Below are 14761 nucleotides of genomic sequence, written 5' to 3'. Positions count from 1 at the left end.
GTGATGTGTGTTTGAATCCGGGATCAATAAGACATGTAGTTGTCCGACAGAGCATCGCGGTACTTGTCGGTCCAACGGGTATTGATCTCAGCGATTTTGCCTCCTTCTTCGAGCTCGGCAAAGCAACGGTTGAACTCTTCGGCGATGGCCGGATCGCGGAAACTCATGCCGTAGGGCGTCGGTTCGAAGATTGCCCGGAATTCAATCGGCTGGCTGGCATCCACCCCCGACGCGCTGCCCACTCCTTGCAGTTGGCGAGCGAACTCGGCAAACAGCATGCCGTCACCGAGGATGCCATCCACGCGCTTGCCATACAGCAGCTTGCTCTGCGTTTCCTGATCGGCCATCTCGCGATAGGATTTGAAGCCGCCGGTCGCGTCCGAAAGACCCGGAATAATGCTGGCGGCGCCTTCAAAGGCAACAATCTTCATGCCGTTAAGGTCTCCCAGCGTGCCCACCTGAGCACCCGAAGACTTAAGGAAAGAGATCCCGTTCTGATAAGAAACATAAGGTTCGGTCTGCGTGCCGGCGGTAGGCATGCCGACAGGCACGGTGGCGACTGCGTCGCCCTTTCCTGACTCAAACGACTGCCAGTGGCGGGTGAACGGCTGGATGGTGAACTTGGCGGTATGGCCGCACCGTTCCAGCGTGGTTGAGATGATCTCCGCCTCCCGGCCAGAGCCATCTTTGTTGACCATTGGCGGCAGATCCCCGACGAGGACTTCCACCTCGGCGGCGCTTGCGTGAGTTGACATGAGTGCTGCAGCCGCGCAGAGAAACGCGGCAAAAGGGGTCTTCATTGGTAGTCTGCTCCTGCGAGTATTGATGCAAGCAGGGTAGATAGCAAATCTTAATGGTTGCTTATTGCGGTGCTTTCGCGCAATTTTACGTCCCGGCATAGTTTGCAAAGGATATAAACGCTCAGCACATCCGCAATCTTGCGGGGTTGCAGCCTATCAGAGCCTAAGGCAGGCCGCGGCGCATGGGCCGCCTTACAGCGGAAGCAGTAACTGTCGTTGACGACAGTTCAGGCGGGTCGGCTCGCCTTTGCCACAAGAGATCCCGAGCTCCAAAGGCACACATTTCCTGCAAGGAAGACAGCCCCGCCCGCGCAACTGTTTTGAGCAGGTTCGCCAAAGGCGGATTTGTTCATCTCTTCCGCTTGCTGGGGAGTCCAAGGACGAGTGCAGCCACATTTGGTGTCCGCGGATCGGCGCAGCTGCCTCGGCATAACCAGGCGGCACTGCTCGGAGAACGCCGCCAATTCAACCCAGATCACAGCCTTACAGGAGCTGTCTCAGCTCCTCCACCGTCCCCGCTTCTGAAGCCGGCTTGTCGGTCCTGATCCGGTTGATGCGCGGGAACCGCATTGCCAAACCGCTTTTATGGCGGGTGGACTCGCTCAAACCTTCGAAGGCCACTTCAAGCACCAGCTCAGGCTTGACGGCGCGCACTGGCCCGAACCGGTCGATGGTGTTGCCGCGCACGAAGCGGTCCAGTTCCTTCAGTTCCGCATCGGTAAAGCCAAAATATGCCTTGCCAACGGGCACCAGCTGATCACCCTGCCACACACCAAACGTAAAATCCGAATAATAGCCTGACCGTTTGCCGTGTCCGCGCTGCGCGTAAAGCATTACGGCGTCCACCAGCATCGGGTCGCGCTTCCATTTGAACCAGTGCCCGCGTTTACGCCCGGCAATATAGCCACTGCTCAGGCGCTTGATCATGACACCCTCGACCACACTTTCGGGCGGGTTCGCGCGCAGCTCCGCCAGATCTTCCCAGCGGGCAAAGACAAGGGGAGGCGAAAGGTCGATACGCGGATCACTGAGGTCAGCCACGATCTCACGCAGACCGGTCCGGCGCTGATCCAGCGGCCGCCCGCGCCAGTCTTCGCCATTCAGAAACAGCAGATCATAAAGGCGCAGCGCTGCAGGGTGGCTCGCCAATATGGCTTTGCCAGGTTTCTTGCGGCCCAGACGTTTTTGCAGGTCGCCAAAGGGGGCAACTTCCTCGCCCCGTTTCACCAGCAACTCGCCATCCAGCGTGGCATCGAAATTCAGGGCGCTGACGACATCGGGGAAGGATCGGGAAATGTCCTCTCCCGTCCGCGAATAGAGACGCCTCGTGCCGCCATCATTCACCGCCTGAACGCGAATGCCGTCCCATTTCCATTCCGCCGTGAAATCAGCTGGCTCGAACTGTGCCAGATCCTCCAGACTGGCGGCCGTCGAGAGCATCACCGGCCGAAAAGGGGCAGCCGCCAGGCTGACCGGCTTCTCACCGCCTTCGAGCCAGGCAAACAGTGGCAGGTAGGGCGGGGTTAGCCCGTGCCAAAGCTCTTCGATCTCAGTGACTTCCACATCGCCAAATTGCGCCAGCGCGCTCCTGGCAAGCTGCGCTGACACACCAACCCGCAAACCACTTGTGGCAAGCTTCAAGTAGGCATAGCGCTGCGACGGCGTCATGTGCGTCAAACGGCGGGCAATCAAGGCAGGCAGTTCTGCCTTCGCAGCCGCGGCCAGCTCCTCCACCGCTTCGGCCAGTGGCGTCTCGGCCAACGAGCCGGAATGAGGCCAGATCAGAGCAACGGTCTCTGCCAGATCACCGACGAAATCATACGACAGGCGGAACAGCTCGGCATCGGTTTCCTCTGCCACCAGCCCCCGCAAAAGCGATGGCGTAACATTGCGCAGCGCAAGGTCTCCGGTAATTGCTGCCAGCGCGTAGCCGCGTTCCGGATCCGGCATCGTGCGGAAAGCGGACACCAGATGAGCGATCTTGCCGTTTCGCGACGGCGTAAAGGCAAGCTGCTCCAGAAGGGTGGCGAAAGACTGCATCAGTCCGCTTCCTCTTCGTAGCCGACCAGCCTAAGCGGTCGGGCGGCGATCTGGTTCAGTTCACACCAGCGCACCAGCGCATCTTCCCTGCCATGCGTTACCCAGACCTGTTGCGGTGCCAATTCCAGGATCGTCCTGGTCAGGTCCTGCCAGTCCGCGTGATCGCTGAGGATCAGCGGCAGCTCGACTCCGCGCTGGCGGGCCCGGGCGCGCACTTGCATCCAGCCGCTTGCAAAACAGATAACCGGATCGGGAAAACGCTGCGCCCAGGTTGCTGCGAACGCCGAGGGCGGGCCAAGGATGATCTGCCCCTTGAAAGCCGCCTTGCCCTCATCCGTTGTCGCAGGACGAAGGTCACCCAGGTCCACGCCCTGCTGGATGTGGTAGTCGCACAACCGCTGCAATGCGCCGTGGATGTAAATCGGGTGCTCCCAGCCTGCCTGCCTCAGGAGCGCAATGACCCGCTGCGCCTTGCCCAAGGCGTAGGCGCCGACGAGATGACAGCGGTCAGGCTGAGAAGCGACGGACCGCAGCAGTTTTTCGATCTCCGAAAGGGGCTCGGGATGATTGAACACCGGCAGGCCAAAGGTCGCCTCGGTCACAAAGATATCACAAGGTGCCAGCTGGAACGGCACACAAGCCGGGTTGTCAGCCCGCGCATAGTCGCCAGAGACGGTGATGGCTGAGCTGCCATCGTCGACAGTAATCTGGCAGGAGCCAAGAACGTGCCCGGCAGGCGTAAAGGTCACGCGGATGCGGTCCGTTTCTGTTCTGTCTTCTACCGGCATGCGGGTATCGCAAAACGCCTCGCCATAGCGGATCGCCATGATCTCCAGCGTTTGCGGGCTTGCCCAGACAGTGCCGTGGCCTGCCCGCGCATGATCGGCATGGCCGTGGGTGATCATTGCGCGCGGCACGGGCCGCACAGGATCAATGAAGAAATCCCCTGCCGGGCAGTAGAGCCCCTCCGGACGGGGGTGCAGCAACTGCTCTGGAGGGCGTGAAGCTGTCAATTTACGCTACTCAATTGCGAAATCCCCGGGTGCATCGGAAGAGACTTAAGGTGAAGAGGGCTTTATGCAAGGGAAGCACCAAGGAGATTCCGTTGGCTGATTACTTTCAGCTAGACGGCTGTCATTGAGATTTTTTGGACTGAACGGCTTTGCCGCACGGCTCCAGCGAAGGCCGAGCCGCACTGCATCCTCAGCATGGACTTACCCTGCGGCCTTCATGACAGGTATCCGCACCGGCAATATTGCCTGGGTCAGCCCGCCGCTCAGTAATGGAAAACCAAATCCGGCTCACTCGCACCAAAACACGGCTGGTGAGGCCGATGCGGCAGCGCCAGGCCGAGGGCGCGCCTGACGTGTGAACAAGCGACCATGGCTTCGCCTGCAATCACATTCCAAACTTGCTCGGCGGCGAGTGAAGACACAGCCAGAAGGGCCTTGTCACTGCCTTTCAAAACGCCGGTCTCGAACTCGCACAGCGCGTGACAAAGACATTTATCAAACAACCGGTGGGCTCTCACTTTTCTTAACGTTTCACGGTTACGTAATGGGGAGTTCAACCGGGAGACATTTGCAGTGGCGGATTCGAAACAAGTCGAGACAGCTGGCTCAGGCGCAAGACCGGACCGCATTCAGGCTCGGGAAGAGCTTCAAACATCAAATGAAAACCAGCAGGAGAGCATTGCCACCGACGCGCCTTTTTCAACAGGAGATGGAGCGGCAGCTTCGGCTTTTTCTCTCAAATTGTCGGCACTTGGAATGTACTTTCAGGACCTGGCAAGTTCAGGCTGGCAGATGCTCCGGTCTGCATCCGGGCCACCCCAGGAGGCCCTTCCGGAACATTCTGCGGAGCCGCCCGCAGATACGGACTTCTCCACTCGGGAAACCGCCGCTCCCCCATCAGACGGCAGCTCCTCCGTGACGAGTTCCGAAATCCCGCAATCAAAGGATGCGGCCAACGGCGGGGCAGAGCCTGCGCAGATGACGCCCTCCAAACCTGTGCAAGCAGGTGATCCCGCTCCCAGTGCAGGGCTGGTTTCAGAACCAAATGACAATCCTGCACTTGCAGACACTCCCGTAAGTGACGTGGGAACGCATCCGAAACCAAAGGAAACTTCCGCACCCGAAGAAGGGCCTGGGGAAGACCCGAAGCCGGAGGACGGCCTGGATCCCGAAGACGTACCCGAAACAGACCCGGGTACGGACCCGGCGCCGGAAGACGACCCGAACCCGGAAGACGAGCCCGAAACAGGCCCGGGCACCGACCCCGAGCCGGAGGACGATCCGGACCCCGTAGACGAGCCAGCAACAGACCCGGGCTCCGATCCGGCGCCGGAGGACGGCCTGGACCCCGAAGACGAGCCCGAAACCGACCCGGGCACCGACCCAGCGCCGGAAGACGACCCGGACCCCGAAGACGTACCCGAAACAGACCCGGGCACGGACCCGGCGCCGGAAGACGACCCGAACCCGGAAGACGAGCCCGAAACAGGCCCGGGCACCGACCCCGAGCCGGAGGACGATCCGGACCCCGTAGACGAGCCCGCAACAGACCCGGGCACCGATCCGGAGCCGGAAGACGATCCGGATCCGGAAGACGAGCCCGAAACAGACCCGGGCACCGACCCCGAGCCGGAGGACGATCCGGACCCCGTAGACGAGCCTGAAACAGGCCCGGGCACGGCCCCCGAGCCGGAGGACGACCCGGACCCCGTGGACGAGCCCGCAACAGACCCGGGTACCGACCCCGAGCCGGAGGACGATCCGGACCCCGTAGACGAACCAGCAACAGACCCGGGTACTGATCCGGAGTCGGAAGATGACCCGGACCCCGTAGACGAACCAGCAACAGACCCCGGCACCGATCCGGCGCCGGAGGACGATCCGGATCCCGAAGACGAGCCAGCGACATACCCGGGCTCCGATCCCGAGCCGGAGGACGATCCGGATCCGGAAGACGAGCCCGAAACAGACCCGGGCACCGACCCCGAGCCGGAGGACGATCCGGACCCCGTAGACGAGCCTGAAACAGGCCCGGGCACGGCCCCCGAGCCGGAGGACGACCCGGACCCCGTGGACGAGCCCGCAACAGACCCGGGTACCGACCCCGAGCCGGAGGACGATCCGGACCCCGTAGACGAACCAGCAACAGACCCGGGTACTGATCCGGAGTCGGAAGATGACCCGGACCCCGTAGACGAACCAGCAACAGACCCCGGCACCGATCCGGCGCCGGAGGACGATCCGGATCCCGAAGACGAGCCCGCAACAGACCCGGGCACCGATCCGGAGCCGGAGGACGACCCGGACCCCGTAGACGAGCCTGAAGGCATGTATCTAAGGGGCACTGACGAAGTCGATCATTTGGCCGGCGGTGGCGGAGCCGACACCATTGAAGGTTTACGCGGCGACGACAACCTCTCCGGCGGCGGCGGCGATGATGTGTTCCTGGTGCAGGGCTCCTCCGCGGGCACCGACCAGGTCGACGGCGGCGAAGGCCACGACGCGCTGCAGGGCGGCCGCTACTCGGACGTGTTCCGCGTGACCGACGGCCTTGGCAACCTCACCTCCATCGAGGAAATCCGCGGCGGCACCGGCAATGACACCATCGCGGGCACCGCCGAAAGCGAGACGCTCGACTTCTCCACCGGCATCACGCTGGACAGCATCGAGGAGATCGACGCGGGCGACGGCAACGACACCGTGACCGGCACCGATCAGGCCGACACCATCGAGGGCAACCGCGGCGACGACAACCTCTCCGGCGGCGCGGGCGATGATGTGTTCCTGGTGCAGGGCTCCGCCGCGGGCACCGACCAGGTCGACGGCGGCGAAGGCCACGACGCGCTGCAGGGCGGCCGCTATTCGGATGTGTTCCGCGTTACCGACGGCCTCGGCAACCTCACCTCCATCGAGGAGATCCGCGGCGGCACCGGCAATGACACCATCGCAGGCACCGCCGAAAGCGAGACGCTCGACTTCTCCACGGGCATCACGCTGGACAGCATCGAGGAGATCGACGCGGGCGACGGCAACGACACCGTGACCGGCACCGATCAGGCCGACACCATCGAAGGCAACCGCGGCGACGACCAGCTGTCAGGCGGCGGCGGCGATGATGTGTTCCTGGTCCAGGGCTCCTCCGCGGGCACCGACCAGGTCGACGGCGGCGAAGGCCACGACGCGCTGCAGGGCGGCCGCTACTCGGATGTGTTCCGCGTGACCGACGGCCTCGGAAACCTCACCTCAATCGAGGAAATCCGCGGCGGCACCGGCAACGACACCATCGCGGGCACCGCCGAAAGCGAGACGCTCGACTTCTCCACCGGCATCACGCTGGACAGCATCGAGGAGATCGACGCGGGCGACGGCAACGACACCGTGACCGGCACGGACCAGGCCGACACCATCGAAGGCAACCGCGGCGACGACAACCTCTCCGGCGGCGGCGGCGACGACGTGTTCCTGGTGCAGGGCTCCGCCGCGGGCACCGACCAGGTCGACGGCGGCGAAGGCCACGACGCGCTGCAGGGCGGCCGCTATTCGGACGTGTTCCGGGTGACCGACGGCCTCGGCAACCTCACCTCCATCGAGGAGATCCGCGGCGGCACCGGCAATGACACCATCGCGGGCACCGCCGAAAGCGAGACGCTCGACTTCTCCACCGGCATCACGCTGGACAGCATCGAGGAGATCGACGCGGGCGACGGCAACGACACCGTGACCGGCACCGATCAGGCCGACACCATCGAGGGCAACCGCGGCGACGACAACCTCTCCGGCGGCGCGGGCGATGATGTGTTCCTGGTGCAGGGCTCCGCCGCGGGCACCGACCAGGTCGACGGCGGCGAAGGCCACGACGCGCTGCAGGGCGGCCGCTATTCGGATGTGTTCCGCGTTACCGACGGCCTCGGCAACCTCACCTCCATCGAGGAGATCCGCGGCGGCACCGGCAATGACACCATCGCAGGCACCGCCGAAAGCGAGACGCTCGACTTCTCCACGGGCATCACGCTGGACAGCATCGAGGAGATCGACGCGGGCGACGGCAACGACACCGTGACCGGCACCGATCAGGCCGACACCATCGAAGGCAACCGCGGCGACGACCAGCTGTCAGGCGGCGGCGGCGATGATGTGTTCCTGGTCCAGGGCTCCTCCGCGGGCACCGACCAGGTCGACGGCGGCGAAGGCCACGACGCGCTGCAGGGCGGCCGCTACTCGGATGTGTTCCGCGTGACCGACGGCCTCGGAAACCTCACCTCAATCGAGGAAATCCGCGGCGGCACCGGCAACGACACCATCGCGGGCACCGCCGAAAGCGAGACGCTCGACTTCTCCACCGGCATCACGCTGGACAGCATCGAGGAGATCGACGCGGGCGACGGCAACGACACCGTGACCGGCACGGACCAGGCCGACACCATCGAAGGCAACCGCGGCGACGACAACCTCTCCGGCGGCGGCGGCGACGACGTGTTCCTGGTGCAGGGCTCCGCCGCGGGCACCGACCAGGTCGACGGCGGCGAAGGCCACGACGCGCTGCAGGGCGGCCGCTATTCGGACGTGTTCCGGGTGACCGACGGCCTCGGCAACCTCACCTCCATCGAGGAGATCCGCGGCGGCACCGGCAACGACACCATCGCGGGCACCGCCGAAAGCGAGACGCTCGACTTCTCCACCGGCATCACGCTGGACAGCATCGAAGAGATCGACGCGGGCGACGGCAACGACACCGTGACCGGCACGGACCAGGCCGACACCATCGAAGGCAACCGCGGCGACGACAACCTCTCCGGCGGCGGCGGCGATGACGTGTTCCTGGTGCAGGGCTCCTCCGCGGGCACCGACCAGGTCGACGGCGGCGAAGGCCACGACGCGCTGCAGGGCGGCCGCTACTCGGACGTGTTCCGCGTGACCGACGGCCTCGGCAACCTCACCTCCATCGAGGAGATCCGCGGCGGCACCGGCAACGACACCATCGCGGGCACCGCCGAGAGCGAGACGCTCGACTTCTCCACCGGCATCACGCTGGACAGCATCGAGGAGATCGACGCGGGCGACGGCAACGACACCGTGACCGGAACCGATCAGGCCGACACCATCGAGGGCAACCGCGGCGACGACCAGCTGTCAGGCGGCGGCGGCGATGACCTGCTCATGGGAGGCGACGGCGACGACATTATTGCGGGCGGCAGCGGTGATGACACCCTGACCGGCGGTGCCGGGGACGACCTGTTTCTTTACGCGGCAGGAGACGGATCTGACGAGATCGATGGCGGCAGCGGCTGGCACGATACGATCCGCCTGGAAAACGGGGACGGCGGCGTGGTTGCTGACGGCAATACCGTGGAAGGCAATGGCTGGGTGCTGCAGGTCGAGTCCGGTTCGGTGGAAAGCGTGAGCGACGGAGCGCTGGATCTTTCGGAAGGAGCCTCTGGCAGGATCACGTTTGATGACGGCGAGGAAATTGACTTTGACGGCATCGAAAACATCACTTGGTAGAGCCATGAAAATGTTCGGAATATTCATTTTTTCCAAACGGTTAACCTCTCGCCGCTATCTTTGCGGCACTATAGAGAAGGGCTGAATCTTGGCCGGAAAGTTTTTGAAGGTTTTTCGACGGCACCAAGTGCAAACCAGTGCCTCTGCGGAATTGGGGGCGGCGCTGGCGAATACCCTTGGGCTGGTGCTGCCGCTGATCACCATTCAGGTTTTTGACAGGGTAATTCCCAACAACGCGATCGAAACGCTGGTTGTGCTGGCGGTGATCCTTGTGGGCGCAGTCCTGGCGGAGGCTGCGGTCAGGATCGCCCTTGCCGGTCTCCATTCGGCGTTCGGGATGCGCTACGAGCTCGAAACCAAGCTCCGGCTATACAATAATATGCTCTACCAGCCCGCAGAAGCCAGGCAACCGGGAACCGGACAGGCCGGGCAGGAGGCGCTGGAAACAATCGGCAAAGTACAGCAGCTGAATTCCGGCGGTCAGCGGCTGTCACTTGTCGACTTGCCGTTTGCTGGTGTGTTTCTCGCGGTTTTCTGGGTGATCGAACCCTGGCTGGCGGTGGCGATCCTGGGCATACTGGCGGCGGTTCTGTTTCTGCGGACCCGCGGCCGCAAGGCGATACAGGCTCTCGACGAGAACCGCCGTGACATCTCCGCGCGTTCCGGCAGTTTTGTGTCGGAGGTGCTTTCCGGCATAGAGCATCTGAAAGGGCTTGGCGCGGATGAGTTCATGATGCGCCGTCATGAGAGACTGGTTGCCCGGGGGGCGGAGGCAACCCAAACGCTGGTCTACCGCCAAGCCTCGGGCCATGCATCTGCGGAAGCAATCTCGCAAGCGGCCCCTATGCTCATTGCGATGTTCGGTGCCCCTTTTGTGATCAACAGGACGCTGACCCCTGGGGAATTGGCTGCGACCATTCTGTTGTCAGGCCGCGTCATCGCTCCCTTTGTGAAACTGCAGGCGGCGTTTGCCGGAAATCAGGCTATCCGCCCGGCGCTCGACCGCCTGGACAGCGCCCTGGCGGCACCGGCCGCGGTTGGGACGCTCCATCCGGCGGACACTGTTGAAACCTTGGAAGTTGTTGACCTGGATGTGCATTCGGCTGCCGGAAACCTGGTGTGCGAGGGGCTGACCCTGTCGCTGCAGCGGGGCGAGTCGATTGCCATCAGCGGCGCCAGCGGCAGCGGCAAATCCACACTTCTGAAAACGCTGCTGGGCCAGCACCGGCCGAGTTCCGGAAAAGTGCTGGTCAACGGCTGCGACATTGCCCGCTATGACCCGGATTACATCGCAAGCCGCTTTGCGTTCATGCAATCCGCGCCGGTGCATTCCGCCGGCAGCGTGATGGATGCGCTGACCGGGATGCGCGGGCCGGAATTCCTGCCCGAAGCGCTGGAAACTGCCAGGGAGCTGGGGCTGGCTGACTATTTCGCCCTCCAGCCTGACGATTTCGTGTTCAAACCCATGAACACCGCAGGCGCCGGCATCCCCGTTGCTGTTCAGTCGCAATTGCCGATGGTAGCAGCGCTGTTGAAATCCCCGCAGGTCATCCTGTTTGACGAGGCCAATGCCTTGCTGGATCTGCGCTCTGACCGGTTGCTGCTGGAGGCGCTGAAACGGCGCCGGCAGCAGACGATCGCGGTGCTGGTGACCCAGCGGCCGTCGTTTGCCGCAATTGCAGACCGTCAGTTCCACCTTGAGAACGGCCGCCTGGCGGACCTCCGCACAACGCCGGCCGCACCGCTCCGCAACACTTCAACTGCCATTGGCGCATCGGGTGCAGCATGACCGTACACCTCCCCGCTAACGGCGCAGACGGGTCTGCGCAGAGCGCCTTCGGGCTGGATGCCATCGCCGACGGCATTGATACCAGCCAATGCTGGGGCGTGACATCCAGGGACCCGGTTGTCGCTGCGGTTTTCCGGATACTCGGCACGTTCGGCTGGACAGGCTCACGCGACAGCTTCGTGCGTGCACTGCCGCATATGCCGGACCGGCTGACCGCCGCAGACTTGCGGTCGATCCTGTCGCGGCTCGGGATATCCAGCACGGAAAGCCGCCTCGGCAGCCGCCGGATTGAAGACCTCCCGCCTGCGACAACACTGGTCACCGGCACAGGCCGCATTCTGGTCGTTCAGCCAAGTGCCGGGGGCGGTTCCAGCCTGGTCGACCCGGTGACGGGCGAGCCCTGCAATGAAGGGGTGACATACCGGACTCTGATGCTCAGTTTCAGCAAACCGCCGCAAACTGCGCAGAACGGTTTTGTAAGACAGCTCATCACCCGTTTCCGGCAGAACTGGCTGCAGGCCCTGACGGCCAAGACTGCCAGCAATGGCGCAGCGCTGGCCATCGCGTTCGGGGTGATCGCCGTCTATGACGCGGTGATCCCGGCCAAGGCTCACGACACTCTCGCCTGGCTTGGGGCCGGACTGGCCATGTTCCTGTTGCTCGACATGGGCTTCCGCAGGCTCAAGGCCCGGAGCCTGGCCCGTATTGCGGCGCGAATGGAATTTCTCGTCGCGACCACCGTACTGCGCAAGATAATCGCACTGCCCCTCCAGCAGATAATTGCAAGCCCCGTCAGCACCCAAGTGGTCCGTGTCCGGCAATTCAGCCGCATGGCCACCCTGCTGGTCGGCAATGTGGCCGACGCCGTCGCTGATCTTCCTTTTGCTTTGCTCACAGTTGCAGCAATTTTCGCCATTGCGGGTCCGCTTGGCTTTGTTCCTGTGGTGCTGATGCTGACTTTCGGCCTGTTCGCGGCCTTCCTGGTGCCGCGTCTGCGCCGTGCGGAAACCGCTGCCCGCAGCGCGGCAGAAGAAGAAAACCGGATCACCAGCGACCTGTTCCAGAATGCGGTTGCAATCCGCTGCGCAGGCGAGCAGCGGGCGTGGCGGGACCGCCTGGAAACCGTCACCCGCCGCAAGGCGATTGCAGCGCGGCGCGCAGAGATGGCGCAAAGCGCAATCGACGCAGTTTGCAAATCGGCGACACCGGTTTCCGGGGGCCTGACCGCCCTGTTCGGCGCCTTTCTGGTGATGCAGGGCAGCCTGACATCCGGCGCGTTGCTGGGGGCCGTGATGCTGACATGGCGCGCCATCGCCCCGGTGCAATCCGCGTTGAAGCTGGCAACCAAATGGACTGAGATTGCAGGCGTGGCATCGCAGCTGGACCGGCTGGCCGCCCTGCGCCAGGAGCACGATCCCAAGCGCGTCCACCACGAATACTCGGCCAAGGGGGACATTCATCTGAACGCAGTCGGTTTCCGCTACGGCAACAAAAGCGCCCCGGCCGTGCGCGGTCTGAGCACGCGGATCCCGGAAGGGGCGCTGGTTGCCGTCACCGGCCCGTCGGCAGCAGGGAAGTCGACATTGCTGCGGCTGGTGGCAGGGTTGCTGCAGCCTCAGACCGGCGTGCTGACGATAAACGGGGTCAACGTCAGCCAAATCCCGGTGTCGCAGCTGCGCCAGTTCATAAGCTATGTGCCCGCGCGGCCGGTGCTTGTGCATGGCTCGGTGGCCCAGAACCTGCGTCTTGCCTGTCCCTTCGCCACTGAACCGCAGATGTTCGACATACTTGATGAACTCTCCCTGCGCGACGCCGTCGGGAAACTTCCCAAAGGCATTCACACCGTGCTGACGGACCAGGTTCAGGCCACGCTGCCCAGCGGCTTCCGCCAGTCCCTAGCGGTCGCACAGGCGCTGCTGCGCGATCCGCAGGTCCTGCTGCTTGACGACCCGGCCCAGTCCCTGGACCGGACCCTTGAAGCCGCGATGATCCAAGCGATCCAGCGCCGCCAAGGCCGTGTCACCACGCTGATGGTGACACACCGCCCCAGTCACATCCGCCTCGCGGATCTCGAACTGCCCCTGCTGGACGGCATGCCCAAGCCGGCCGGGCGAAAGAAGGAACAAGCCGCATGACAGGCCAGAACAATCAAACGGCACCGGCCTCCGCCGGAGTACAGGCCGGCAATGGGATTCAAAGGCGCGCACTGTTGCTGGAGGCCGATCTTTCAGAGCCGGCGGACACCAAGGGGTACACCCGGCTGATTTGGCTGATTGCAATCGCCGCGGCGGGCTTTGTCGCATGGGCCGCGATGACCCCGGTCTACGAAACCGTTACTGGAGAGGGCCGCCTCATGCCCCTGGATGGCGTGCGCACCTTGCAGAGCGAGCATGGCGGCCGCGTCACCGCCGTTCATGTGCGGCAAGGCTCGGAGGTGCAAGCGGGGGATCCTCTGGTCACCTTTGACCGGTCGCGCGACCTGCTGCAGCTGGAGCAGTTAAAGGTGCGCGAAGCGGCATTGCGCCTGGAACTGGACCTGCAGTCTGCAATCTTGAACGGCACTGAATTCATCCCATCCAGCAGCTGGCAAACCGGCCTCAGGCAAAGCCAGCAGGTTTCCTTCCTGGCTGAGGCCGCGGCGGTCCGCTCCCGGCTCGATCTGATCTCAGCAGATCTGGAACTTGCCGGTGCCCGCAAAGCCGAAGCGTCCGCCCGCCTGGTGGAGCTCGAACGGCGGCGGATTATCTTGGCCGCGCGTCTTGCCTCGTTCGATCAGTCTTTCAGGGATGGCGGCTTCATCAGCCGCCGGGACAGGGACCAGGCTGAACTGAGCCTGATTGAAGTCCGCGAGCAGATCGCAGTGGTGGCTGCGGAAAAACGGACTGCAGAGATCAGCCTGCAAAAGGCCCGGCGCGAAAAGGCCGAATACCTTGCCGCCCGCAAAAGCACCGCAGCCCGCACCGTTGCCGAAACCGAAGCCAAGCTGGCGGAACTGGGCGAGGAAATCGCCCGCTACCAGCTGCGCGCCGGCAGCGGTGTGCTGGTCAGCCCGTTCGACGGCGTGGTGCAGACGGTCGAGGTCGATACCGAAGGTCAGGTCATCGGCCCCGGCGGACCCGTGGCGGAAGTCGTGCCCGAAGGCGCCGAATTGTTCGCAGAGGTGCTGATACCGGCCAGCCGGATCGGCGGCATCGAGCCCGGCTTTGAGGGGGCTTTGACTCTCCTGACCTTCGACGCCTCACAGTTCGGGACCCTTGCCGGCACGGTTGTATCCGTGTCGCCCAGCTCGGACATTCTGGACAGCAACGAAGCTGCTTACCTTGTGCGGCTCCGTATAGATCAGGATTTAACTGCCATGACGCACACCATGAAGCTGCGGCCCGGCTTATCCGTCTCGGCGGACATCCGCCTCGGCAGCAAGACAGTGTTTGAATACTTTCTCAAACCCCTGAAGGCCATTCGCAGCGCGGCCTTCTCGGAACAATGACCGGCGGGGAACTCAACCGAGCGGGCGGCCTGATGGGATTAGGCTCCTGTTAGGCCGCTGCTGCCTTCGAGCCGGCCCGGACCGGCTCCGGAATATCCGTGCGGCTGCCTGAGTGCTGGAAGGACCTGAG

At 63.7% G+C, this 14761-nt stretch carries 7 protein-coding genes; 4 read left to right on the top strand and 3 right to left on the bottom strand.

Going from position 1 to position 14761, the window contains the following annotated elements; genetic code table 11:
• Positions 1 to 23: 23 nt before the first annotated feature.
• From ACXAED_RS01600 to ACXAED_RS01590, 3 genes are all read right to left on the bottom strand, one after another.
• Positions 24 to 800 carry a type 2 periplasmic-binding domain-containing protein gene (locus ACXAED_RS01600; RefSeq protein ID WP_475046364.1) on the bottom strand — a complete coding sequence of 259 codons (777 nt, stop codon included), beginning with the start codon at positions 798 to 800 and terminating at the stop codon, positions 24 to 26.
• 483 nt (positions 801 to 1283) lie between these two features.
• The gene (locus ACXAED_RS01595) at positions 1284 to 2840 is read right to left on the bottom strand and encodes a cisplatin damage response ATP-dependent DNA ligase (RefSeq protein WP_475046362.1); all 1557 of its coding nucleotides are present in this window, start codon (positions 2838 to 2840) and stop codon (positions 1284 to 1286) included.
• Positions 2840 to 3853: a ligase-associated DNA damage response exonuclease gene (locus ACXAED_RS01590; protein ID WP_475046360.1), complete on the bottom strand. Its 1014-nt coding sequence runs from the start codon at positions 3851 to 3853 to the stop codon at positions 2840 to 2842. Before ACXAED_RS01590 ends, ACXAED_RS01595 begins: the two co-directional genes overlap by 1 nt.
• 915 nt (positions 3854 to 4768) lie before the next feature.
• Between ACXAED_RS01590 and ACXAED_RS01585 the strand changes: the two genes are divergently transcribed.
• From ACXAED_RS01585 to ACXAED_RS01570, 4 genes are all read left to right on the top strand, one after another.
• Positions 4769 to 9355: a hypothetical protein gene (locus ACXAED_RS01585; protein ID WP_475046358.1), complete on the top strand. Its 4587-nt coding sequence runs from the start codon at positions 4769 to 4771 to the stop codon at positions 9353 to 9355.
• An 88-nt stretch (positions 9356 to 9443) separates the two neighbouring features.
• On the top strand, positions 9444 to 11144 hold the full coding sequence (locus ACXAED_RS01580; RefSeq protein WP_475046356.1) for an ABC transporter transmembrane domain-containing protein: 1701 nt from the start codon (positions 9444 to 9446) through the stop codon (positions 11142 to 11144).
• Positions 11141 to 13279: a peptidase domain-containing ABC transporter gene (locus tag ACXAED_RS01575; RefSeq protein WP_475046355.1), complete on the top strand. Its 2139-nt coding sequence runs from the start codon at positions 11141 to 11143 to the stop codon at positions 13277 to 13279. The genes ACXAED_RS01580 and ACXAED_RS01575 overlap by 4 nt, the downstream gene beginning before the upstream one ends.
• Entirely contained in the window at positions 13276 to 14631 is a 1356-nt protein-coding gene (locus ACXAED_RS01570) for an HlyD family type I secretion periplasmic adaptor subunit (RefSeq protein ID WP_475046353.1), read from the top strand. Before ACXAED_RS01575 ends, ACXAED_RS01570 begins: the two co-directional genes overlap by 4 nt.
• The last annotated feature ends 130 nt before the right edge of the window (positions 14632 to 14761 follow it).

The sequence above is a fragment of the Leisingera sp. ABM4_103 genome, from assembly GCF_056158685.1.
This window is presented reverse-complemented; position numbering and strand designations above follow the sequence as displayed.

What these genes read in the sequence shown, in the direction of transcription:
- ACXAED_RS01575 (WP_475046355.1), top strand. Translation starts at nt 11,141, where the DNA reads ATGACCGTACACCTCCCCGCTAACGGCGCAGACGGGTCTGCGCAGAGC.
- ACXAED_RS01600 (WP_475046364.1), bottom strand. Translation starts at nt 800, where the DNA reads ATGAAGACCCCTTTTGCCGCGTTTCTCTGCGCGGCTGCAGCACTCATG.
- ACXAED_RS01570 (WP_475046353.1), top strand. Translation starts at nt 13,276, where the DNA reads ATGACAGGCCAGAACAATCAAACGGCACCGGCCTCCGCCGGAGTACAG.
- ACXAED_RS01595 (WP_475046362.1), bottom strand. Translation starts at nt 2,840, where the DNA reads ATGCAGTCTTTCGCCACCCTTCTGGAGCAGCTTGCCTTTACGCCGTCG.